The organism is Novosphingobium sp. AP12 (assembly GCF_000281975.1).
GTDB lineage: Bacteria > Pseudomonadota > Alphaproteobacteria > Sphingomonadales > Sphingomonadaceae > Novosphingobium.
In genome coordinates this window covers 1-24,900 of the sequence record NZ_AKKE01000026.1, presented here as the reverse complement: position 1 = coordinate 24,900, position 24,900 = coordinate 1, and the positions used below count along the sequence as shown (strand labels likewise).

General features: G+C 61.0%; 16 protein-coding genes. 3 read left to right on the top strand and 13 right to left on the bottom strand.

The window, feature by feature from the left end; all coding sequences use genetic code 11:
- The first annotated feature begins 358 nt into the window (after positions 1-358).
- Positions 359-3,406: a TonB-dependent receptor gene (locus PMI02_RS05390; protein WP_157222395.1), complete on the top strand. Its 3,048-nt coding sequence runs from the start codon at positions 359-361 to the stop codon at positions 3,404-3,406.
- Between the two features lie 657 nt (positions 3,407-4,063).
- On the opposite strand, the gene PMI02_RS25785 is transcribed toward PMI02_RS05390, so the two are convergent.
- From PMI02_RS25785 to PMI02_RS05360, 6 genes are all read right to left on the bottom strand, one after another.
- Entirely contained in the window at positions 4,064-5,125 is a 1,062-nt protein-coding gene (locus tag PMI02_RS25785; protein ID WP_007679857.1) for a FecR family protein, read from the bottom strand.
- A complete protein-coding gene (locus tag PMI02_RS26240) occupies positions 5,122-5,649 on the bottom strand; it encodes an RNA polymerase sigma factor (RefSeq protein WP_157222394.1) in 528 nt (175 codons plus the stop codon). The genes PMI02_RS25785 and PMI02_RS26240 overlap by 4 nt, the downstream gene beginning before the upstream one ends.
- Before the next feature lie 329 nt (positions 5,650-5,978).
- Positions 5,979-8,048 (bottom strand): catalase, encoded by a 2,070-nt coding sequence (locus PMI02_RS05375; protein WP_007679851.1) that lies wholly within the window; start codon positions 8,046-8,048, stop codon positions 5,979-5,981.
- Positions 8,049-8,364: 316 nt separating this feature from the next.
- The gene (locus tag PMI02_RS05370; protein WP_007679845.1) at positions 8,365-9,573 is read right to left on the bottom strand and encodes an alkene reductase; all 1,209 of its coding nucleotides are present in this window, start codon (positions 9,571-9,573) and stop codon (positions 8,365-8,367) included.
- 138 nt (positions 9,574-9,711) lie between these two features.
- A complete protein-coding gene (locus PMI02_RS25770) occupies positions 9,712-10,533 on the bottom strand; it encodes a winged helix-turn-helix domain-containing protein (protein ID WP_081496626.1) in 822 nt (273 codons plus the stop codon).
- 460 nt (positions 10,534-10,993) lie between these two features.
- Positions 10,994-11,350 (bottom strand): hypothetical protein, encoded by a 357-nt coding sequence (locus PMI02_RS05360; RefSeq protein WP_007679841.1) that lies wholly within the window; start codon positions 11,348-11,350, stop codon positions 10,994-10,996.
- A 379-nt stretch (positions 11,351-11,729) separates the two neighbouring features.
- On the opposite strand from PMI02_RS05360, the gene PMI02_RS05355 reads away from it, so the two are divergent.
- The gene (locus PMI02_RS05355; protein ID WP_007679838.1) at positions 11,730-14,726 is read left to right on the top strand and encodes a sensor histidine kinase; all 2,997 of its coding nucleotides are present in this window, start codon (positions 11,730-11,732) and stop codon (positions 14,724-14,726) included.
- 3 nt (positions 14,727-14,729) lie between these two features.
- The gene (locus PMI02_RS05350; RefSeq protein ID WP_007679835.1) at positions 14,730-15,371 is read left to right on the top strand and encodes a response regulator transcription factor; all 642 of its coding nucleotides are present in this window, start codon (positions 14,730-14,732) and stop codon (positions 15,369-15,371) included.
- Positions 15,372-15,410: 39 nt separating this feature from the next.
- Here the strand turns inward: PMI02_RS05350 and PMI02_RS05345 are convergent, their stop codons facing one another.
- From PMI02_RS05345 to PMI02_RS05320, 7 genes are all read right to left on the bottom strand, one after another.
- Complete coding sequence (locus tag PMI02_RS05345) at positions 15,411-16,835, bottom strand: mechanosensitive ion channel family protein (protein ID WP_007679833.1); 1,425 nt, start codon at positions 16,833-16,835, stop codon at positions 15,411-15,413.
- 901 nt (positions 16,836-17,736) lie between these two features.
- Entirely contained in the window at positions 17,737-18,279 is a 543-nt protein-coding gene (locus PMI02_RS05340) for a VOC family protein (RefSeq protein WP_007679830.1), read from the bottom strand.
- Between the two features lie 372 nt (positions 18,280-18,651).
- On the bottom strand, positions 18,652-18,951 hold the full coding sequence (locus PMI02_RS05335) for a hypothetical protein (protein ID WP_007679827.1): 300 nt from the start codon (positions 18,949-18,951) through the stop codon (positions 18,652-18,654).
- Positions 18,952-18,989: 38 nt separating this feature from the next.
- Entirely contained in the window at positions 18,990-19,394 is a 405-nt protein-coding gene (locus tag PMI02_RS26235) for a DUF736 family protein (RefSeq protein WP_238538990.1), read from the bottom strand.
- Between the two features lie 334 nt (positions 19,395-19,728).
- Entirely contained in the window at positions 19,729-20,370 is a 642-nt protein-coding gene (locus tag PMI02_RS05330; RefSeq protein ID WP_007679823.1) for a response regulator transcription factor, read from the bottom strand.
- Positions 20,360-21,871, bottom strand: coding sequence for a response regulator (locus PMI02_RS05325; RefSeq protein ID WP_007679821.1), 1,512 nt, complete (start codon positions 21,869-21,871; stop codon positions 20,360-20,362). The genes PMI02_RS05330 and PMI02_RS05325 overlap by 11 nt, the downstream gene beginning before the upstream one ends.
- Positions 21,868-24,885, bottom strand: a complete 3,018-nt coding sequence (locus PMI02_RS05320; RefSeq protein ID WP_157222393.1) for a histidine kinase dimerization/phosphoacceptor domain -containing protein — start codon at positions 24,883-24,885, stop codon at positions 21,868-21,870. Before PMI02_RS05320 ends, PMI02_RS05325 begins: the two co-directional genes overlap by 4 nt.
- Positions 24,886-24,900: the final 15 nt, after the last annotated feature.

The following is a 24,900-nucleotide window of genomic DNA, read 5'->3' as shown; positions in this document are numbered from 1 at the left end:
GATCGCCTCCTTGCTTCGCGCATACCTGAATCAAGCTGCAAGCTAGTCGCGCGTTCAGGTAACGGCGCATAAATAGAAATAAAAGATGGCTCGGCCGGCTCCGCATTCTCTTTAGCCCCTTGTATATTGCTGCCAAGCGAATAAGCCGTCAATCGGCGAAGACAGTTACTTCCATCAGGTAACAACTCGTCAGATCAATCAAGTAAAAATATATAAAACTTGAATTTAATTGCGATATTAGGGGCGTCATCCCATCGCTTTCGGTTGAGCCGATTGGAAACATTCCGAGGTAGCGGCGTGGTTCTGGATGAACCGTCAAGGGCGAGGGGGCGATTTGGGGATCCGTTTTTTAGCTACCATGTCGCTTGCGATCGTAGGTTCGCTGCCGGAGCGGGTCGATGCGCAATCCGGGCTGCCGCCCGTTTCTCTAACCATCCCCGCCGGGCCGCTAAGCCGATCGCTGACCGAACTATCGAAGCGGACCGGGGTCGGCATTCTTTTTGCACCCGCGATCGTTGAACCGCGGCGCGTCGGTCGGGTTGCCGGGCGCATGAACGTGGAGGAGGGACTACGTCAGTTGCTCGCGAATTCCGGGCTGACGTATCGCCGAACGGCCGTCGGTTCCTACATCATTGAGCGCGCGCCGGAACAGCCGAGCGAACCGGCCGTTCCTGAGGTCCTTGTCATCGGGCGCAAGACACAGAATACCGACATTCGGCGATCGCCGAACGACATGCAGCCCTACCGGGTCTTCGCCGCAGACGAAATGGCGACGTCTCAGTCCGACAACCCTGACCAGTTCCTCCGCACACGCTTGACGAACAACTCGTCGCTGCAGGGGCCAGGACGCGACCCCGCTGCTCACTCTGCAAGCAATCGTTCGGAGATCAATCTCAACGGGCTTGGCGCGAATCAAACCCTGATATTGGTCGACGGTGGGAGGATGCCGGTGGTGCCATACATTACCGGTGTCCCCGTACTCTTGCAGTCAGATCTTAATGGAATTCCCCTGGCGGCCATCGCGCGGATCGAGACGCTGACGGCAACGGCAGGCGGCATCTACGGCCCGGGCGCCATTGGCGGCATGGTCAACGTGGTGCTCAAGAGGGATTATCGCGGCGCTGACGTTGCGGTGTCCTACGGCACAAGCGCTCGAAGCGACTCACCGCGCCGTCGAATCGATGCGCGCATCGGCTTCACGCCTGATGGTGGGCGTACCGACGCTATGATCACGGTGTCGCAAACCGACACGCATGGCTTGGAAGCGGGACGCCGGGACTATGCCCGCACGGTCCGCCAGATCCAGCTCGCCCAAAACCCGAGCGCGATCCCTCGGAACCCGCCGCTGACAAACGCGGTGACGATCCGGAATCTCTTGGGCACCGCTGCATTAAGCCTGAAGCCTGCGCTGGGCGGTGGCAGCCTCGGCTCAAGCTTCACCTATCTGCCGATTGGGTCGAACGCGGACATCGCCAGCGTACTCAGGACAAATGCCGGCACGGTGCCAGGTACCCTCGCACAGGACGCCAGCGGAGCGCGGCGTAACCTAATCAGCGATACGCACGTCACCTCAATCCTGGCGAACATCCGGCACCGCTTCGGCGACCGCGTCGAAGGCTTCGTGGATTTCCTCGGCAGTCAAAACAACGGAAGAGCAAATGCCAGCAATGGCGCGGCGCAATTCACAGTGTTGCGGTCTGCGGCGACCAATCCGCTGCAGCAGGACCTTTCGATTACCTTTCCCGCCAGCCTCACCGACGGAGATACGTTCACTCATCTGCGGACGTATCGGGCGTCGGCCGGCCTGATCCTCTCCCTCTCCCCTTGCTGGAAGTTGGAGGCAACCTACAGCGTCGGCGGAGTAGACCTCCAGACAGGCCAGACCGGCACGATGCTAAACAATACCGTTATCACTGCGATCGCGCGCGGACAGCCCGCAACGGCCGGCGGCGCCGTCCTCAACCCTTTCGGCGACTGGTCGAGCTTCCTTGACACGCTGGCATCCAACCGTGTCACAACAGGGCAGTTCCGCAGTGTCGCAAGCGACTTCCGCGACGCGCAGTTGAGACTAGCAGGCACGGTTATATCCGCCCCGGCCGGTCCGATTACTCTCACCCTACTTGGCGAACGCCGGACCGATGCGATCAGAGACGCGACGAACCGGTTTATCGTTGGACCGCAGGAACTCAGCGCGACCGGGATCGGCTTCTCGCAAACCATCACCTCTGCCTATGCGGAACTTCGAACACCGTTGATATCGACAAAAAGGGCGGCTTCGCTACTTCGCGGACTGGAGCTACAACTTGCGCTTCGTTTTGACGAGAACGGCTCAAGGATACCCAGCTCCGAATATATTGAACAGACAAGCGATTTTGTCTCCACAAACAATCACGCCCTAGCTTACACGGCCGGACTGCGCTTCTATCCGCGCCCTGGTCTGATGATCCGCGCGAGCGCCTCGACCGGAACGCTTCCCCCCTTGGGGTTTCAATTGCTTGGCTCCGACCGGGTCCTGACGGCCCCCACCGCTCCGGATCCAAAGCGTCCGGGAAGGTTTGTCGGGGGCGAAGGAGTGGTGTCCTACCGCTCGGCAGGGCGGCTGGACCTGAAGCCGGAGCGCGGTCGGAGCCTTGCCCTTGGCATCGTTGTTAATCCCGAAGGCGGAACTCGACCGCGAATTTCGGTGGACTATACGCACATCTGGAAGAAGGATGAGATCCTCATCGATCGCGGCGGCGACCTGCCCTACTTCCTCGCTAACGAGAGCATCTACTCCGACCGCATCATTCGGGCGCCCCTCACCGAAAGAGACCGAATGGTTGGGATGACGGCCGGCATCATCACGTCGTTAGACGCTTCGTATCTCAATGCTGGTTCAACGAGTAGCGAAACCGTCGATATGAGCGCAGACTTCGGCTTCAGCGTGGAGCATGTCGGTCGCTTTCATTGGTATGGCACCGCCACCTGGCAGCCGCGCCTATCGCGACGCATGACCCAGCTCGATCCTAAGTTGAGTTTTGTCGGATTCTCTGACGGACCGCTTCGGTGGCGCGCAAACACCGGTATCGAATGGCGAAACTACGTCGCCTCAGTGGGATTGAACGGCCAATACTATGGGGGATATCGCGCCATCAATCGCAGCGATTTCCCGGCAACTGTGCAGATCGATGAGACGATCCTTGTCCAAAAAGGCGTGCAGATCGCACCGCAATTTTATCTCGATCTGGTCGCCACATACCGGCTGCGTTTGTCAGGGTCGATGCTGAATTCGATTGTCCTGCGCGGGGGCATGCAGAACGTAATGGATCACCGCCCGCCATACGCTCGAGACACACCGCTTGGGTACAGCTACCTTGGCGACCCGCGCAGACGCCGTTTCGAACTCTCGCTCGCTGCACAGTTCTAGAACCATAAAAGCTGGATCTCGCCAAGCGGGCGGCGATTGACACCGCCTGCGTATCTTCCGCTGTTCCCGGCTTGGCGTATCTGACGTTCATATAGCCCTCGATCGTATCTTCCGAGAGGCCGACCTTCCAAGCGATGCGCGTGTTCGAAATTCCAGAGGCGGTGAGCGAAAGCATGCCTTCCCCCCTCGTTCGGACGATGCGCTCTCCAATATGGAGAGCTATTTCCGTGGCAACTTCATGGCTCATGTGGCGCGTGCCGACATAGACCGGACAAATGGTGCTAAGCAGTTGGTGCCGGACGCACGTCTTCAGGAGATCGCCGGAAGCGCCTGCTCGCAACACGCGCTGCCAGGGGGCGCCGGCATAGTTGTAAGCACAATGATATGTAGTGCGGGGAACCGCGGTCGGACCTTCTCGATCGGAGTACCCCTCCCGTGACCGGCATCTGGAGATCCATGGGCACGATGTCGGGCTTGCGACGGTCATAGAACTCGGCGGCCAGCTCGCCGGCTCCCTGCTTCGGCAACGATCTCGCTGTCGTCCTGCTTTGCCACCATCGCCTGGACGCAGTTTTTAAGGAAGGCGAGAAAGTCTGCACAAGAACCCGTATCGTGTCTACTCCGCCTGCCCGGAGCGAGCGACGTGGCGTGTCTCGCTTACCGCTCTGCGACGATCTCCAACTTCCCATCGGCCATGGGCACCACCCGGACGGGATAAAGCGCGCTCAGCGTCTGCACGAAGCTCTCGATATTATTTGTCGGAAAGGCGCCGCTGACCCGAAGTGCGGCAACGTTCGGATCGCGGAGAACCATTTGCCGGGTCGTGTACCGATTGACCTCGACGATTGCCTGACCGAGCGTCTGTCCGTCAAATTGTACGAAGCCCTGCCGCCATTCGATGCCCGACTGGCCTTGCACCGTGCTCACCTGATCCGCTTTCCCAGCCTGGGCGATCAGCATCTGGCCGGGAACGAGCCGGAATGTCTCGGACATTGGATGTGCCGGGTCACTGCCTGGGCTTACGCCAATCGAGCCTTTCTCGAGATAAATGCTGGTCTGCCCCGGGGCGAGACGCACGTTGAATCGGGTACCAAGGACCGTCACGATGCGCTCGCCAGCCGCAACCCGGAATGGTCGCTCGGTATCGTGCGTCACATCGAAATAGACCTGCCCGCGCACGAGGCGAACAAGCCGGCTTTGACCCACATAGGCGACGTCGATCGCACTCGCAGTGTCGAGGGTCAGCTTGCTGCCATCCTCCAGCGTGACGGTCCGCTGCTCACCGACCTTGGTCACATAATCCAACGCACCGAAAGCACGCGGATCAGGTCTCGCTTCTTGCGCGATCTGCGGGCTGGGTGTGACCGACTTATCCCCCCCTTCGCTGGTAAGGAACGCTGTGGTGCCGACAATGCCAAGCACGGCGGCGGCGATCGCATATCGCACCCACGACGCGGCGGTTCTGCGCGGCCGGAACGCGAGCGCTTCCTGGCGTATTTGCTCGAGCTCGCCTTCAGGCTCTGCCTCGTCGAAACAGTCCCACAGTTCGAGGGCGTGCGCCCACGCATCCCTGTTCTCGTCGCTTGTGGCTAACCAAGCACGAAAGAGATCATCGTCCTCATAACCGTCCTCGTCCTGAAGACGTTCAAGCCAAAAAGCGGCCGCTTTCACCGAACCGACCTTGGCAAGATTGTTCAACGTGGGAAGTTCGACACTCATGCGTCGTCCTCCCCGGCCTGCATTAACGTCTCGATCGCGCGCAGCATGTGCTTCTGAACCGCGCTCACGGAGATAGCGTAACGCGTCGCGATCTCGGCGTAGCGAAGTCCCTCGAGACGGCTGAGGATGAAGACGGAGCGCGTGCGCTCAGGCATAGTCATAAGGATCGCCGAAACCCGCCGAAGCTTTTCTTTCGCGAGAAGCGTACGCAAAGCGTTCGTTTCTTCGACGCTGTCATGTTCCGGCATGAGGGAAACGTGGGCTTCGGAATCGCGCGCGCGCCGACGCCGCGTGCGATCAAACAGCACGCTCCTTGCCGTCTGATAGACATAACCTTCAACATGAAGGACAACGTCTCGCTCCTGGCGGCTTGCAATTCGAACGAAGCATTCCTGGGCAAGATCTTCCGCCTCCGAAGGCTCTCCCACCCGGCGACGGAACCAGCGGACGAGGTTCGGACGCAGACGTGCGAATTCATGCGCGAACGCATGAACCTGCTGCAAACCTGTGTCTTCGACGGCCATGGACCGGGCGCATTCCACATCGAACGGGTTCCAGCGTTTGCTTGAACATGACCGAGTTGCCATGCCCCTCATCCGCCTTGACGCAGGGTTTGGAGGTTTCTCCATCACGACGGGGGTTAAAAGAAGTAAAATCGCGCGCAACTTTTATCCGGCGGTTCGCACGCCGTCCAAAAAGTCCGCAAAATCAGCTTCTCCCGCGCGCAGCAGCACGACCACGTTCCGCAGAAACACCAGCAATCGGCCGCGATAGAATATCGCGGCCGATTGCGTTTCTGCCCTTTCGCGAAGGGCAAGACGTTGGTCACCAACCGGCGAAAGACGCGCCTGTTTTACGCCAGAGTTCGAACGAGCGGTTCGCGGTCCCAGTAGCGGCGCTTCGCCGCATCGACGAACGCCGAGAGATCGGTGACGCCTTCTCCAGGCTGGACGCCTGAGATCTCCAGTAAGCGCGTGGAGGAGCCATTGTGGCCGATTGCCTTTAGATGAGCGAAAGCATCGGCGATCCAGATCACCGCGGCAGATTCGCGTTCGAGCTTCGCGCTTTCTTCAGGCGTGAGGACGAGCGCCACAGCGTCGAGCAGCGACGACGGCTGGCCGAAAAGCTGGGCCCCAGCCGTAAGCAGGTCGCCGTTCGACAGCCGGATTGACCCGATCCGCGGGGCGATGATGAGGGCGTATCCGCCCGCATCTGTGACGCCCTTCACGACCCCATCGAGATCCTTCGCGTCGGTCCCGTCTGCGACGAGGATACCGACGGTCCGGCCTTCCAGCGTGTGCTTCTCGAGAGGTCCACGAATGATCCGCAACGCAGGCGACGGCGCCATCTCGACTAGCGGTATCGAGCTGGGCGTCGGATCTGGAAGCGGTATGCCAAGCCCCTTGGCGACTCGCCCGGCAAGTCCCTCGTCCACATTCCGGAGGTTCGCCACCATCTTCGAGCGGACGTGCGGTATAGAGACTTTAGAGAGCTCGAAGGTGAAAGCGGAGGCGATATGTTTCTGCTCAGCGACGTCCATCGAAACCCAGAACAAGCGCGCTTGGCTGTAGTGGTCCGCAAAACTCTCGGGACGCATGCGCAGTTTGTTCCCGTCCTCCTGGGCCGGATAGCTGCGATACCCCTTTTCCGGATCCTCACGATAGCCACCCGGCTCCCCAATCCGCGACAGGCTGTTAGGCTCGTAATTGGCCCGACCCTTCGGGATCGCCATCTGGGCCATGCCGTCGCGCATCTGGTTGTGGAATGGGCAGCCAGAGGGCACATTCTTGGGTTGGTTGATCGGAATTTGCGCGAAATTGGGGCCGCCGAGACGGCTCATCTGGGTGTCGAGATAGCTGAACAGCCGACCCTGTAGCAGCGGATCGTTTGAGAAGTCGATCCCGGGCACGACGTGGCTCGGGCAAAAGGCAACCTGCTCCGTCTCGGCGAAGAAGTTGTCCGGATAGCGATCAAGTACCATCCGGCCGACGATCTCGACCGGAAGCATTTCTTCAGGAATGAGCTTCGTAGGATCGAGCACGTCGAACGGGAAGCGCTCTGCAAAGGCCTCATCGAACATCTGTAGGCCGAGATCCCATTCGAGCGGCTGACCACGCTGGATCCGCTCGAACACGTCGCGGCGATGATAGTCCGGATCGGCGCCTGTGATCTTCACCGTCTCGTCCCAAATCGTCGACTGAAGGCCCGCGCGCGGCTTCCAGTGGAACTTCACGAAGGTCGATTTGCCTTCCGCGTTGATGAGGCGGAACGTGTGGATGCCGAAGCCCTCCATCGTTGCGAGGCTGCGTGGGATGGCGCGATCGGACATTATCCACATTGCCATGTGGGTCGCTTCGGGCATTAGCGAAATGAAGTCCCAGAAGGTATCATGCGCCGTCGCCGCCTGGGGGTAACCGCGGTCGGCCTCCATCTTGGCGGCATGAACAAGATCAGGAAACTTGATAGCGTCCTGAATAAAAAAGACCGGGATGTTATTGCCGACGAGATCCCAGTTCCCGTCCTTGGTGTAGAATTTCACGGCAAAGCCGCGTACGTCGCGCGGGGTGTCAACCGACCCGGCGCCACCGGCGACCGTCGACAGTCGTGCGAAAACTGGCGTTCGCTCGCCCACCCGCTGGAACAGGTCTGCCTGGGTCACATCTGCAAGCGAGCGCGTGCATTCGAAATAGCCGTGTAGTCCAGTACCCCGTCCATGGACGATGCGCTCGGGGATGCGTTCCTGGTCGAAGTGATTGATCTTCTCACGGAAGATCTGGTCTTCGAGCACCGAGGGTCCCCGCTGTCCAACCCTGAGCTGGTTCTGGTTATCTGAGATCGTGACGCCCTGGTTGGTCCGCATGGCGGGATGATCGCCGTCGGCACGCTGATGGGTCTCATGGGCGCTATAATCGATGTCAGTCATCTAGCAGATCCTCGTTTCTTACAGGAAGCCTCGCCCCGTCTGCCCGGCCTTGAGGCCGGGGACGGTGCGTGTCCGTGACGGAGCTTCGCCAATTTACGGGAGGTGTGACGACGACGCGCATAAAACGACATGAATAAACATAAACGCTCAATCAGATTAGACTAAGTATACATCAAAAAGATGATGGCCGCACTGCATGACATGCCGGCGCGGCCAAGTTTCTTTACATTTATACTATTAAGAGACCCCGAAATCTTCAGCGGCCCTTTGGAAAGAGACGCGATCGGAGCCCGGAGCGCTCCGACCGCCTCGCTTTTCACGCGCGGCCGGCAGGCTCCGACATCGATGGCGGATCGCTAGCAGGGAAGGAGTCGTCGAGCGCGATATCAAGTTTCTCGTCGATCTCTACGCTCACCAGCGGCTGCACATCGGCCGTCCAGGGCTTGAAGTCGGTATAGCCCTCGGCACCGCCGCCATAATAGGATTCGGGCGGCGCATCGAATAGCGGGACATCGAGAGCCAGGCGCTCGACGAGATCGGGATTGCCGATGAAGGGGCGCCCGAACGCAATCATGTCGGCATAGCCGCTTTCGACTGCCGCGATGGCGCGCGCGCGATCGTAGCTGTTGTTGGCGATATAGTGGCCCCCGAACGAACGATGCAGCGCCTGGAAGTCGAAGTCGGCCGCGCCATTAACGCCGCGGGTCTGACCTTCGACGCAATGGAGATAGGCGAGCCGGAAACTGCCCAGTTCTTGGGCGAGATAGCCGTAGGTGGCGATCGGATCGCTATCGAGCGGCGTCTCTCCCACCGCTCGCGTGATTGGGGAGAGCCGGATGCCGACCCGGTCGGGACTCCAGACAGCCGAAACCGCCTCGACGACCTCGATCGTCAGACGCGCGCGATTGCGGATCGAGCCGCCATAGCCGTCCGTGCGCTTGTTGGTGCTGTCGCGCAGAAACTGATCGAGCAGATAGCTGTTCGCGGCATGCACCTCGACACCGTCGAAGCCGGCTTCGCGCGCCTTGCGGGTCGCGTTCCGATAGTCCTCGATGATGCCCGAGATTTCGTTCGTCTCAAGCGCACGCGGCATCGATGGCCGAACTTGGCCTTCGAGCGTGAAGACTTCGTCACCGGCCTGAATCGCGGAGGGTGCAACCGGTGCCACGCCGCTCTCCTGCAAGCTCGTGTGCGACATTCGGCCGACATGCCAGAGCTGGCATACAATCTTCCCGCCGGCGTCATGGACCGCTTCGGTCACGGCGCGCCACGCCGCGACATGCGCGTCGGTGTAGATGCCGGGCGTGTAAGCGTATCCCCTCCCCTGCTGCGAGATGTTCGTCGCTTCGGTGATGATGAGGCCAGCGGACGCCCTCTGCCTGTAATACTCGATAGCGAGCGGCGTGTGTACGCCGTCCATGCCGGCGCGCGAACGGGTCAGCGGCGCCATGGCGATCCGGTTGGCCACTTCGATGGCGCCGATCCGGGTCGGCGTGAATAGTGCGATACCGTTGTCTTCCGTCACAAGCTGACTCCTTCAAGGATTTCGCAAATGATATGCGCACCGTCGTAGCTTGACCCGTAAATCGATATAAAGTGCTACAAAGAAGACTTGGGTCCTGACCTCAAATGCACAAACGCTCAGGGAAACTTACCTGCAGGCTCAGGCAAAGGCCCGCTCGTCCATGTCACCCGAATAAAGAGCGAGCCGAGCCGCGCCATCGAGGCGATTGGTGATGCTAGTCAGAGCGCGCATCACCAGTTCCTGCGTCCCACGGTCGCCATCGATGACGATCACAAGCGGGCTTTCCAGCTGGGGGTTCGGGTCCGCTGCAGCCGTGCTCGAGGATGCGGTCACCGCATCGTGAGCCACCAGCATATAGCCCCGCCCCGACACCGTCTTGATGCGCCACCGCTCAACGCCAAGCGCACGCCGAAGCCCGCTGAGTTGAACCTTGAGATTGCTGTCGTCGACGGTCAGACCCGGCCAAACATGGCTGAGGAGCGCCTCTTTCGAGACGATCTCGCCTTTCGCATCCAAGAGCGCCATCAATAGGTCGAAGGCTCGGCCGCCGAGTTCGACAAAGGCACCCTCGAGCAGGACCGAACGGGCGCTCGGACGAATTTCCAGCGCGCCAAGCGCGATCGAACCGGCCGGGTTATCGATATCGAGAACGATATTGCTGTCATTGGCGGGCAGCGCGATGACATTGCCGAGGTCAGGGAAATCGCTGGTTGTGAGCCCGATCTCTGAGCGGCGCGACCGCCCCGGCCGGAAGGCCGGGCGGCCATCGAGCCGATCCGTTCCGAGAAGAGGCGCCCGCCTCTGAAGACCCCTCATTTCGCGAAAGCTGCCCATATGCTGTTCCCGTTCTTCAATTTCGCTTGGGAGACGCGCCGGGTGGCAAAATCTACACCAGGCTTTGTGAAAAGTTGCCCTGGCCTTTGATTCCTTACGTTCCTGACGAGGCGTGGCGACGGACATCAACTAGATCGGTGACAATTTCCCGTTTGCGTCGACGCCTGACGTCCCGACACCGCGTGAACGTCGCGCCGCGATACGCCCTTCTGCGATCTTTGGATGCGAACTGACGCCCGCTCACGGCACTAACCGCGCCGCTTGGCGAACCGACACTTATGACATGAGAGGACTGTAAGGGATTTGGTTTCCATAGCAGCTCCCGAAAGGGCGGAACGCTGCACTTGACCGTGTGACCGCTCCGCGCCGAACGGAAGCCGATGAAGGCCCCACCCGCGCGAAGCGCGGAACCCGACCGGCCACGGATCGGCAGCCCACCGCGCAGCAAGCATGCGGACCTTGCCCCTGTAAAATCGACCGGATGGCTCAAATCGCGTCTCCCTCGTCCATAATGGAGGGATCGCACTCGGTGCTGGCGGAGACCATCCCGGTTCGGGTCATCCCCGTTCCACACCTTCGGGTAACGTCATCGTGGCAGATTGATGGTCGAGCGACCGAACAGGCGGGCGTCGATCGAGAAGGCGCCTGGGCCGATCAAAGCAAGCGCGACCGCGTCCAATGCATGCGCCAGGTGTGCAGCACTTTGATCGGCGAGCGATCCCATCATCAGCGCTATCACGCCCATCGACAGTATGGCGCTGATCCGCAGGTACAGTCCGAGCGCAATGGCAACGACAAGGATGCCAAGAATAATGGCGGGCCAGACGTCGTTCACGAACTTCGGCAGCGCCTGCGTGGCAAGAGAAAGAGCCAGCGAACAGCGAAACAGAAGTAAGGCGGCACCGGCGGATCCCGCTGGAAATGCGGAAAACAAATGCTTCATCCGGTCTCGTTAGACCAACCCCCGGAGACGCGGCACCTCAGTTCGGGTGGTCTGCCGATAACACTTTCGAGTGGTACGAAAGCCACCCGTTCGTGCCGTACGTCAAACACGGCCGAGGATTAAAGGGGTTTGCCCGCGAATCTGTGCACGGACACCTGCGAAACGATCAAGGCCGATCGCAGATGAGGGCAAATTAAGGAAGGTAAAAAAAGGTTAAAATAACTAGTTTCGGTTTTTGGCTGCCCGCAATCGTGGCACTGTATCGCCGCTTATTCTATCAACCTGCGGGCACCTCTTTTTCTTGCGCGATTGGCAGAAGGAAGGCGAGCCAGACGGTCTGGCATAATGGCGTTTTTGGTGGGGGAAAGGGCACACCGGAATGAAGTGGTGGCTCTTCAGTTTCGCGCTCCTCGCTCTTGCCTGGCCATTGCGGGCAGAGCCCCCAGCGTTGTTCCTGCAAACGGGGCATGTCGCGTGGAGGGCGGAAGATGATGCGCCCGGCAATATCGAGGGCATCGCACAAACGCCCGACGGTTTCCTGTGGCTCGCATCGGGGACCGGACTTTACCGGTTTGACGGTCTTACCTTCCGGCGCATCACGCTCTTGTCCGGTGCTGAGGACACTTCCCTGCAGATATCCTCGCTTGCAGCCGCGCCGAATGGCGATGTGTGGGTAGGCTATGCGTCCGGCGGCATCGCGCGCTATCGGGCCGGGCGGCTCGAGCGGATCAATCCCGCCAAACCCAGCACGAGATCGGTCTATCTGACGGTCACTCATGAAGGGACGCTTTGGGCCCGCGCGCGCGGCAAGACGGGAAGCGGTTTAGTCCGCTTCGCGAATGGTCGGTGGGATGATGTCGATGAGCGCTGGAACGTACCAGGCGAAATGTCGACGATGGCCATGCTCATTGGGCACGATGGAACTCTCTACCTGCTGAGCCCCGATGGCTTGCGTCAGCTAAGGCCAGGCACCCGTCGCTTTGACTTTCAGCCGCTCGATCCTGGTCAGGGCGCGACCATCGCCGAGGATGGCAAGGGCCGCCTCTGGCTTGCCAACACCGATCATCTGTCCCGCGTCGAGATGGGCAAAGGCTATGTTGGCCCGGTCACGCCACTGGACCACACAAACGTCTATCGCCGGCTCGCCTTTGCGCGAAACGGACTGCTGTGGATGGGTGGGACCGAAGACGGGGTCCACCTGTTCGAGCCAGACCGATTGGGCGAACGCTATACGCCAGTGCGCGGAGCTTTCGCGGCCGTTGACGGCTTGAGCTCCAGCATCACGTTATCGATCTTTAAAGACCGTGAGGACAATGTCTGGCTCGGGACGGTTGCTGGTCTGGACCGGTTCGCGACCACACGCTCGGTCCTGCGCAGTAACCTCCCGGGAGGCTACACGTCGGACGGGCTGCGGACGGCGAGCGGAAACACCTACCTGATTTCGGGAGATGACATCTACCGGGTCGAACGTTCAGGTCCGCGCAAGCTTGCCTCCATCCCCGACGCTTACATGGTTTGCGGCGATCATGATGGGCTCGTCGTCGGCGCGATGACGGGAGTCTATCGCCTGATGGGCGAGGCGCTTGTGCCGATAGGCATCCCGCCCGCTGTCGAGCCGGGAAAGCCAAACTGGTTGATCGCCTGTGCCGAGGATCAGAGCGGTCGCCTGCTCATCTCTCAGGTTTCCGGCAGGGTCCACCGACGCGAAGCAAACGCATGGCGACCGCTGTCTCATGCCGGGCTGTCGCCATTGTTGTTCGTGCAGGGCTTCCGGGGCGAAAATTACGTGGTCTACAAGCCGGATACAATCGCGCGGATCAACCGCCATTCCATCACCCCGATCGAGATACCCGAGCGGCAGCATGTCGGCTTTTTCCGGACTGTCGCAAAGGGAAGGGACTGCGTCCTCTTCGGTGCTCAGAATGGCCTCCTTTGCCTGAACGGCGATTGGATGCACGCCTTGAGCGCGACGACGTATCCGGAATTGCTAAACGTCAGCGGCATTCTCGAAGCACCTGATGGATGGACGTGGGTCGCATCTTATGCAGGCATCCTGCGAGCGAGGACCGACGAGTTGATGGCTGCTTTTATGGCTCCTGGTAGCGCGATCCACTTCGAGCGGTTCGGCTCGGAACAATCGCTTCGCGCCGATCAGAGCGGCTTCAGTTCCCGATCTCTCGTAGCCGATCGCTACGGACGCCTCTGGGCCTTCACGACGAAGGGCCTAGTTTCGATCGACATGGCGCGCGCGGATGCCCACGCCCCCCCTCCCATTGTCGTCATTCAAGACGTTACCTCAAACGGACATGCCTATCAGGATCCCTCTGAAGTCACCCTCCCCATGGGCACGCGCTCGTTGCAGATCGACTATACCGCGACGGCGCTAACCGATCCGAAGGGGACGCGCTTCCGCTATAGGCTGGAGGGCGTCGACACGAACTGGACGGACGCAGGATCGCGGCGACAGGCGATCTATACCAACCTCTTGCCAGGTCATTATGTGTTCCGTGTCACCGCAGTGAGCAGCGCCGGCATGGCCAGCGCGCATGAGGCAACCTTGCAGGTCTTCATCCAGCCGGCATTCTACCAGACTTGGTGGTTCTACGTCGTTCTCACGCTGGCCGCCGCGCTCACCATCTGGCTCGTCTATCGCTGGCGTATGCGTGCGATGGCGGTCCGCATCGCGGATCGATTACAGGGGCGAATGGGCGAGCGGGAGCGGATCGCACGCGAACTGCACGACACGCTGTTGCAGGGCTTCCAGGGTCTCATCCTGCGCTTCCAATCTGTTGCTAACCGGCTCCCCAAGGGCGAGGCTCTCCGTCCGGAGATGGATCAGGCGCTCGATCTTGCCGAAGCCGTTCTGGTCGAGGGTCGGAATCGTGTCCGCGACCTGCGAACGGCGCCGGGCAATCTCTCCGAGACTCTGACCGAAATAGCCCAGGAGATGGCTGCAGCGTGGCCTGCAGCTTTTGCTCTCACCGTCGAAGGGACGCCTAGGGCGTTGCATGCCGCCGTGAATGACGAGATCCGCTGCATTGGCGAAGAGGCCATTCGCAACGCCTTCCGACATGCGCGCGCCCGATCGATCGAAGCGGTGCTCACCTACCGCGCGCGCGAGTTGCGCTTTCACCTTCGCGATGACGGGGCCGGCTTGCCCGCCGATGTGCTCGCGAACGGCGCACGCGAAGGGCATTTCGGGCTGGTTGGTATGCGAGAGCGCGCGACAAGGGTGGGCGGAAGCCTCACGATTAGCAGCCGTGCAAATGCCGGCACAGAAATTGTCGCGGCCGTTCCAGGGGCCGCCGCGTATGTGGCAGAAGGTGGCACCGGCCGTTGGTGGATATGGATGCGGTTGTCAGGAAAGAGCGAGTGAACCATGCAGAACCAAGATAGGACCCAGCCCATCCGCATACTAACGGTCGACGATCACCCGGCGCTGCGCGAAGGAATTTCGGCAATGATCGGTCCCGAGGAAGACATGGTGGTCGTCGGCGAGGCCTCCAATGGCTTTGAGGCGGTCGACACTTATCTGAGCCTTCGACCCGACATCACGCTCATGGACCTGCAAATGCCGGCAATGGGAGGCATTGAGGCGATCCGGGCGATCCGGGGACAGGCCCGCAGTGCGAGGATAGTCGTCCTGACGACCTACGATGGTGATATTCAGGCAGTCGAAGCCCTCAAGGCCGGTGCGTCAGGGTATCTCTTGAAATCCTCACTAAGGCGTGAATTGCTCGAGACGATCCGCATTGTGCACGCGGGCGGGCGCCGTATCCCTGCCGAAATTGCGCAAGAAATCGCCTTCCACGCCGGCGACGAACCTCTTAGCCCCCGTGAGGTCGAGATCCTCAAGCTGGTCGCCCAAGGTCATGCCAACAAGGAGATTGCGTGGCGGCTGTCGCTGTCCGAGGACACGATCAAAGGGCACATGAAGAGCATCTTCGGCAAGCTTGATGTTTCGGACCGGACCCAGGCGGTGACGACATCGCTCAAGCGCGGTGTGCTGACGCTGGAATAGCCTCTCTTTGCCCCGCCCGGTGGGCAGCTTGCGGCCCGGTCACGAGGAGGCCAAGCGCCAAAAGGCACGTACGCGACCGAGAAGATCTGCAGACGGTTCAATCGGCTCGCTTTCACGCGCGGCGGTGTCTCGCTCCAGCCAAGCAAGTCCTTTTTTCACGGAGCCCTCCATCGTGTGGGCGAGACGCGCATTGCCCTGGACGAGCAGGCGAATGCAGTCGCCGGGTAGCTCCAAAACACGTGCGGCCGTCAACGCCTTCATCGTAAAAGCACGCTGGGCGCCGGTCATGAGCCCGATCTCGCCGACATATTCACCTGGCCCGATCCGGCCGATCGGTGTCGCCACATTGCCGCTCCCTATGCGAGAGAGCTCGATGACACCAGTCTCGATCACGAAAATTGCGTGAGCCTCAGCACCTTCCTCAAATATGACGTCGCCTGGCGCAACGTCGTGGGGCCGCAGATGTCCGGATAGTTCGTCCAGTTCCTTGCGCGACAGGCTCTCGAACAGGACGAGCGATCCCAGGAGATCGACCCGGCTCAACTCGGCCTGACCCACACCGGCATGGCGGATCAGCCTAAGTGTCTGACAGAGAAGCGCGCTCCTGGCGCGAACCAACGCGGGTGTATCTGCGACATAGAAATGGGTCGCATAGACATGCCTTTGCATGCCGATGCGGCGGAGGGTAACCGATGGCGCCGGTGAGACGAGTATGTCGTCGCACAACAGAGGCGCTTGGCGGAGAAGCTCGAATATCCGGGCGGGCACTACGCTTGCAGGCAACGCGAACTCGATCATGGCGGCGCGGCGCTTGCTCGGCACGCTACGGTTAATGATCTGGCCTTTGGCGACCACACTGTTGGGGACGGTGGCAAGGTCATCCTCGTCGGTCTGTACCTTGATTGATCGCCAGTTCACCTGGACCACGATGCCCTCTACATTGTCGCCGAGCGAAACACGATCACCCACATGGAAGGGTTGTTCGAGCCCGACCGCAATCCCAGAGAAGACGTCTGACAACGTGTTCTGCAACGCGAGGCCCAAAACGATCGCGACCACTCCGGAGGTTGCGAGCACGCCGTTGATGTTAAGGTCGAGGACCGAGTTGAGAATGATCAGGACCGCAGTGATGTAGATGACGGCGGCCGTGAGCTCTGAGAACAGTCGGGCCTCGCGTGAACGGGGGTCGCGTCCTTTCGCGACCACGGTCACTGCTACCACAAGCCGTGCACCGATCAACCACCACACGACAGCGAGGGCGCGAAACCAAGCCCCCGCCGCACCATCTGGCAGCTGGCCAGAGTGCGGCAAAGGGGTGGTTCCCCGCCATGAAAGGAATGCACCGATCAGAAACAGGAGCAGGGCCTCGACAACGATTTGCGCGATGACAGGGCGTGACCGACTGAACAGGACCGAACCGATGGTGACGGCGAGCAAAATCAGGGAGACTAAGACATTATCCATAGTGACCGGAGTTTGGCGCGCGCGGCGGCAAAACCTAGTAAAAGGATCAGCCGTGTCAGGAAAAAATCGTGAGCGCCCGATGACGAGCGATATTGCTGAAACCAGTGGTTTTTTTGCAGGTTAAGACAATCGTATCGGCATCGCTGCAGATACAAAACAATTAAAAAGAAATAAAATGCGGGGTAGGGGATTGAATTGGGGCAATCCTACCAATCATGGACCATTGGAGCTTAGCTGGTCCGCATGTCTCTAATGACCCTACTCAACGCTACAACTGTCTAACACCGTTTCTTCGATAGTTTCCTTCTGTCTGGAAGGGACCACCGCGGCTGCCAGCTGGCAGCAACGCGAGTGGCCTCACCGACAGGGCCGTAAGCTCTACCGTGACAAATCCCGGCAGCGACGTGAGCATTTTCGGATACCGCGCAGGCCGCCAAGGCGTACAACGCGAAACACTTCGTTGCCCTCGGCAAGCGGACCCGGGCGGTCTCGACAAGCAACATGCAGCCGAGGAATCGGGGGTGCCAAAGCTCGACAGGATGAGTGGTCGCGTACTTGCCACGATCCCGCTCAATCGCGATGGTCAGTTCAGCCGGTACGAGACCGCCGCAGCTAAGCGCGCATTACGCGGCCAGATGCGCAAAGGTTTCATGTCAGCGATCCATTCGCGTGGTAGTACGGCAGGCTTGGCGGCCTGCAGCAAGGCACTCGTCACAACATGACAAGATGAGGGGCGCGAGGCGCGAGGCGCGTGACTGGACAGATCAATTTCGCGCCAGCAACGCCACCTTCGCCGCTAAGACCAGCATGCCGACCTTGTTTGATCAAATAAGGTCATCGTAAGCTAGGCGCGCGACGCCCCGCGCTGCGAATGTAGCTCGGAACGCCGCGCTGCGGTAGCTCAGCGCTTGTCCAGGAATTTCTCCGGTACTTGCAGCGCCTTGGTGTCGCGGTTCGCGTAAAACAGTTCGGTCGAGTGAGTGTAGATTTCGATCAGGTTGCCCCAAGGATCCTGGCAGTAGACTGCCTTGAACGGCTCGCCTTCGAACAGCGTCCAGACGTCCGAATTCTGCTTGCCGCCCGAGTCTGCGATCCGCTTGGCAAGGCCCTCGATATCGGGATCGACGACGCAGAAGTGGAAGACGCCGGTCTTCCAATATTCGAAATTGTGTGCCTTGTTGTTCTCGGTGGGGGGCGTCACGAACTGGAAAAGCTCGATGCCGACGCCGTTCGCTGAGGCGAGATGGCTGACATAGAGGTCTTCCATCTTCTCGCCGAAAATGCCTTTGAAAACGTTAGCGGTCGGCGACCCGTCATTGCGAATGTGCAGCGGGCCGATCGTGTGCTGGCAGCCAAGGATTTCTTCATACCATTTGGTCGCGGCGTAAATGTCGGTGACCGTCATGCCGACGTGCGTCACAGCGACGGGATGATACTTTGCCATAGGGACTCTCCACTTCGTGCTGGGGGAGTTCCGAAGCTAATTCGAGGAGCTCGATTGGCCTCATCAAGCGTCGTAAAGACTCGTAAATCCGGCCGCTTGATTTCTTTGCTAATTTATAGCTGTCCACTGGAACTGAGCGCTGTTCGAGATCGAGGACGGGCTCTCTGCTTCAATCTCACCGTCGAGGATAGTTCGGACGGCGTTGAAACAGGTGATCTCGGAGTTAAGAGTGTAGGCACCGCGGCACCGCTAGGAAGCGTTATCAAAGGATCGGCCGACTGGCGATGTGCGCGCAGGGTTCATTGCAGCGGTTGCGCCATCCGCAAGGCACGGCGAACGATTGCACACGGGCGCGGGCGTCGTTCTAGGTCATTACATCCTGCGACCGGAGTGCGGGGCGCGGCGGACAATCAGGCGAGTGCCTTCTACAAAGCGCCCATCGCCACCTGGGCGTAGATCCCAATAGGCCGGCAGGAGCAGCTCCAGGGCATCGAGGACGGCCGCTTCACGCCGCGTCTTGACCGGCGTGGCGATCGGGTACGGCGCGAAGGCGCCGATCGACCTGAGCGCCTTCAGTCGAATGAAAGCGAATGCGAATAGTGGAACGTTCGAGACTATGGCGGCGAGCGGATCGCGGTCGGTGAGGTGATGATGGTGAGAGGACCATGACATGTCTCCTCAAAAGGGCCAGTGGCCCGGGCGGGATAAGCTCAGACCCGGTTCGCGATCGCGAGATGAGCCCTGCCAGGGGGCGCGGCATCTGTGCGGGAAAGAGCAGTCGGCAGTTTCAGCCGTGCGCTCCCGTCGCTGCCCGGCGACCGACGCGGCGGGCTCGCCTCCTGGGCCGGCGCCTGCCGTGGACGTACTAAAGGCGCGGCCGCGCTCGCCTCTTCACGGGGCCGCGGCGGGAGCGCCTGGTCGGTGGGCGGGGCCATTTCGCTGGGGAGCTCGCGGCGACACGATGGGCGCGACCATACGACGTTGTACGCGCCGTCCTGCCTTTGTAAGACCGAGACGTCGGGCGGCTGCGTGAAGTTCGGATCCTCGATTTCGCTGTTGTAGAAGACAAGGCCGGTCTCGCGCGACGCCGGCTCGAAGAGCGCGCCGACCCGCACCCAGGCCGCGCCGCCAACAACGCTATAAACTCGAACGTGGGCGGGGCTGGGTTGGCCGAGTGGACCGGCCGCAGCGCAATGACGAACTCGACGGCGAGGGTGGAGACCCGCTTGACCAGGTGGCCGGTGGCGTTCTTCGCGATGGTGCCGATGCTCGTAGAACTATCATTGGAAAGTGTCCTCGAGGACCCTGCCCTGGACAGCTTCTCTCATTCCCCTCCTCTCCTCGGCCGTCCGGTCGAGCGGGCGCGCAAGCGCCCATCACCGCCGGGCTTTCCGCGGCAGTGAACCGTCAGTGGGGATCGAGTGGCCGATTCGACCGAAGCGGCTCGGCTCACGCCACCGGCCCCTCACCCGGCACCAAGCCAAGCGCGACATAGTCGCTGTGTACCCGCACCAGATCCTGGACGGATTCGACGTTCAACTTTTGCATGATGCTCCGTCGGTGCGATTTAACCGTGGCCTCGGAAATTCCGAGCTGTAACGCGGTGCGTTTGTTCGGATGGCCCGCGATGACAAGCTCGAGGACTTCGCGCTCACGCTGGGTCAGCGTTGCATAGGCTTGGGTAGTCGATGTGAGCTCCTCAATCCGCGCGCGCCGCTCGCGATCTATCGAGAAACCGTGCTGAATCGCATCAATGAGGGCTTGGGGAGGCACTGGCTTTTCGAGAAACTCCAACGCGCCGCGCTTCATCGCCTGCACCGCCATCGGGACGTCGGCATGACCGCTGATGAAGATGATGGGTATCGGGCTTTCGCGACGCGCGAGGTCCGACTGGAAGGCGAGCCCGCTTTGCCCGGTCAAGCGAACGTCCAGGACTAAGCAACCGCGCAACCCCGTCTTGTCGCGCGCAATGAAGGTTTCGACGGAGTCGAACGTCTCAGAGCGAATGGCGACACTCCGCAGCAGGCCTTGAAGTGCATCGCGGACGTCGGGATCGTCATCGATGATGAAGGCGGTCTGCTCACCGGTCATTGTTGGTCGGCACCGTGATAGTGAAGCGTGCGCCAGAGGTGCCATCGGACCGATGGCCGCCTGCGATCGTGCCACGATGCGCCTCGATGATCGAATGACAGATCGATAGGCCGAGCCCCATGCCCTCCCGCTTGGTGGTGAAGAGCGGCTCGAAGGCGTCTTCGGGCGTGAAGGGCAGCCCCGTTCCGGCGTCCTCAACGCCGAGTTCGACCGTTGATGGTGAGGCATTGCGCGTCGTGACCATGACGAGCCGCCGACGGTCGTCCACATTCGCCATCGCCTCGATCGCATTCATGATGAGGTTTAGAGCGACCTGCTGCAACTGAGTGCGGTCGCCCCAGACTGAGCGGAGGTCTGTTGAAAGGTCGAGTTCGAGCTTGCAGTCCTTACGGCGCAGCTCGCCCCGCAGGAGGTCGGCGACCTCGCGGATTATCGCGTTCAGGTCGACCCCGCCAAAGTGGGTGGAGCGGCTCACGAGATTTCGGATCGAGCGCAGTATGTCGCCGGCGCGCTGTCCATTCCCGATCAGCCGCTCGGCGGCCTGGCGGGCCTCGTGACGCTGTGCTTCGTCAAGATGTGGCTCGTCGAGATACCGGAGGCAGGTTTCGGCATTGCTGACGATCGCGGTCAGCGGCTGATTAAGTTCGTGCGCGATCGAGGCAGCAAGCTCCCCCAGGCGCGTCATGCGCGCCATCATGGCAAGGTTGGACTGCGCCTCCTGAAGCGCTTCATCCATGCGACGCCGCGGACCGATGTCGCGGAAGACGAGAACGGCGCCGGCCATCTCCCCATGTTCCCCGATGATCGGCGAACCACAGTCGTCGATCGGGACCTCTCGGCCGTCCTTCGCGATGAGGATCGTATGGTTGGCAAGTCCGACGGTCGTGCCTAGGCGGAGAACCTTGCCCGCCGGATCCTCGACGACCTGCCGCGAGTCCTCGTTGATGATATGGAAGATCTCGACGATCGGATGCCCTAGGGCCTCGGCCACGGTCCACCCGGTCAGCTGTTCTGCGACAGGATTGAGGAAGGTGATATTAGCCTCGATATCGCAGGCGATTACGGCATCACCGATCGACGCCAGCGTCGTCGCGTATCGTCTCTCGCTCGCTGCAAGCCGCTGCTCAGCGTCGTGCTTGTAGAGGGCGATCTCGATGGCCGTGCGTAGTTGTGACTCGTCGAACGGTTTAAGGAGATAGCCAAAGGGCTCGGCGCGGCTCGCCCGGACGACAGTCTCTTCGTCCGCATATGCGGTGAGAAACAGAACCGGGAGCCTCGAATTCGTCCGGATTGCTTCGGCTGCGTCGATCCCGTCGACCTCTCCCTCAAGCCGGATATCCATGAGGACGAGGTCGGGCCGGTGCTCGGCGGCAAGCGCTATGGCATCCTCACCGCGCGGAGTCGCAGCAGCGACGGAATGGCCGATGCGCTTCAGCTGCTCCTGAATGTCGCGTGAAACTATCCGATCGTCCTCGACCACGAGGATGCGCGCCGCCCTCATTGGACGCCTCCGTTCGGCACTCCGAATATGATTGAAAAGCTGGTGCCATGCTCGCTTCGCACTTCGATACGCCCCCGTAACTGCTCGGTGAGGTCGCGTACCAGTTGCAAGCCGAGTGTGTCTCCCGATTCTGCACCGTCCGGGAGGCCCACCCCATCGTCCGCGACGGAAAGGACGAAGCGCCCTTGGCGTTGCGCTTCAAGCGTGACCCGGATGGTGCCCGCCCGACCGTCCGGAAAGGCATGCTTAAGCGCGTTCGACACCAATTCATTGACGATAAGTCCGCAGGGAATCGCGCGATCGAGATCGAGTTCCACCTCAGCCACGTCCACCTCGACCGCGTTTCGGTTCGGGGCCTCGCCGTACGCGCGGGCGAGATGCGAGCAGAGCGCGCGAACATGGTCACCCATAGCGACGCGGGCAAAGGTGCCAGCGCGATAGAGGTTCTCATGCACAAGCGCCATCGAGCGAACCCGATTTCGGCTTTCGGCGAACAGTTCCGCGACGGCGGCATCGGATGTGCGGGATGCTTGCAGGTTAAGAAGGCTCGATATGAGCTGGAGGTTGTTCTTCACACGGTGGTGAACCTCTCGCAAAAGTTGCTCCTTTTCCTCAAGCGCCGCGTTTTCAAGAGAGATCGCCGCCTGCGAAGCGAGCAGGCGCAGAACCGCGAGCCGCGCTGGTGTGAAGGCATGCGGGGTTGCGTCATTCTCGAGGTAAAGGACCCCGATTAGCTTGCCCTGCCTCACGAGCGGCAAGGCGAGCACGGACCTCACCTGTCGGACGGCGGCGGACAGCTCGTCGCGCATCCGGGGATCCGAGATGGCATCGCCCACGACGACGGGGGCCTGGGTCCGAACCACCTCGGCGAGGAGTTCGAGCGAGGCATCCCGAGCGTTGGGGGCGCGCTGCCTCAGGGTCACGCTGACTTCGTCAGCTCCGACTTCGGACTCGGCTTCGATCCAGAGGCCATCGCGCCGCGGGATGAGGAGGAGCCCGCGTGACGCGCAAGCATTTTCGAGCGCAATACGCATGAGGGTTGGGAGCAGGCTGCCAAGCGCGATTTCCCCAGTGACCGCTTCGGATGATCGAATGACCGTTGCGAGATCGATGTCTCCAACCCCCGAAAGCGCCGTGCCGGACGTGCCACGACCCTTGTCGAGGGACGGATACAATTCCGCCATGGCGCGCGCCTTGCCGTCGGCGCCCCAAGCCAGGTAGGCTGCGTGAGCCCGCTCGCGGTGGGCCTCGGCCATCGCAAAGAGACCGATATCCGCACAAAAACTCGCAGCCCGCTCATGCGCTAGGGCCTCGATATGGTGGAAGCCGTTAGCGCGTGCAGACGCGGCCGAAGCCTCGAAGCCGCGCAGCGCGTCTATGTGATAGCCTGCCAGCCGCGCACGCTCGGCTGCGACAAGGTCTGCATGATGCCGCCAGTTCTTTGGGGCGTTGCGCGCATAGACCTCCAGTTCGGCGTGATGCTCTGCGAGGGCTGCCTCACATCCAGGGTTTTCATCAGCGAGGGCCGCCAAGGCCACCGCGGTGAAGAGGTGATATTCGACGCGTTCCAGGTGGATGACGGACGTCCATAGGAACGATTTCGCGCGGGCGCTAGCCTCGAGCGCGTCACGATAGTCACATGCGAAGACCGCGCCTTCCATCTTGCGGACGTAGTGCCAGCATGCCGCCATCGCGAGGAGCCGATCGGATGCTAAGCGTGCTTCGAAGTCGGCCGCGAAGGCTGCCTCGTCAAAGTCGCCGTCATCGAAAGTGAGGATGGACAGCGTGCTGCCCCTCAGCCGTCGCACCAGCATGAGTTGGCTCGTCAACATGTCTACGATCAGGCCGAATTTCACGCGGCGCATAGAGGCCAGCATCTTTTCGGCCTGCCGTTCGACCGACGCCAAAGGTTCGCCGGACGCGAGAAGGTTGGAGATCAGCGTGCAGAGGCTGAACCCGCTATAGGTGACATCGTCGTGCTCTTTGGCGCTTTCATAAGCCTTGCGATGCAGTTCGCGCGCAGTGTGCAACGGTCGAGCGTATGGCAGAATGTGATACGCAAATGTCATCATCGCTCGAGGCCGAAAAAGGCTGAGATGCGGCCGCTCGAGCAACTCCATCCCCAAGCATCCGAACTGGTAGCCTGCAGCATATTCGCCGAACAATGGTCCGAGAACATAGCCGACCGTCGTATATCCCACGACGGATCCTGGGCAGTTTACATATCGGGATTCATTGACCATTCGCCCAAGAACCAGTCCCTCCAGGTTCAAGTCGACGAGGAAGGCCGCCGGCAGGATCGCAATCAGGACGAGTATATTTGGGTTCGAATCATCGCTATCGGGAAGCGTGAGGCGATCCTCGATACTATTTCCCCGGATTTCCTCGAAAATAGGCCCGAATTCTGCGCGGACCTGCTCGATATCTGGATGCACCGGCCAATCGAAGCCTGCTGCCCGCATATAGGCGAGAAAATAAGCGACCGCCGCCTCATTATCGCCTTGCGCGGTCGCCAGGGTAATCTGCTGTACGGCCACCCTCGCTTGGCGGTCGCCTGGAAGAGGGCCGGCAGCAAGCGTAGCAAATCCCGCTTGTGCGGCAGCCAGGTCGCCACTGAGGAAATGGGATTCGGCACGGCGAAAGCGCAATTCGAATTCGAGATCGCTATTGCTGCCTTCACCCAGGATCGACAGACCGGCGTCGAGATAGGCCAGCGCGGTGACGTGCGCGGAGGTTGCCGCCGCCCGGCTGCCCGCTTCGAGATGGAGTGCGGCAATGCGCGCGCGCTCTTCTGCGGCGACGAGGAGCGACGCGCCTCGATTGAACTGTGCTGCCACCTCGAATACTGCGGTATGGCGTTCCTCGGGCGGAAGCGCCGCAAGGAGCTGGCGACCCAGCGTAAGATGCGCTTGCTGACGACCCTGAGCCGGGACGAGATCGTACGCGGCCTGCTGAACGCGGTCGTGGACGAACGCGAAGGTATCACGTCGCCTGATCACCAGCCCGGCGCTCACGGCGGGGGCCAGACG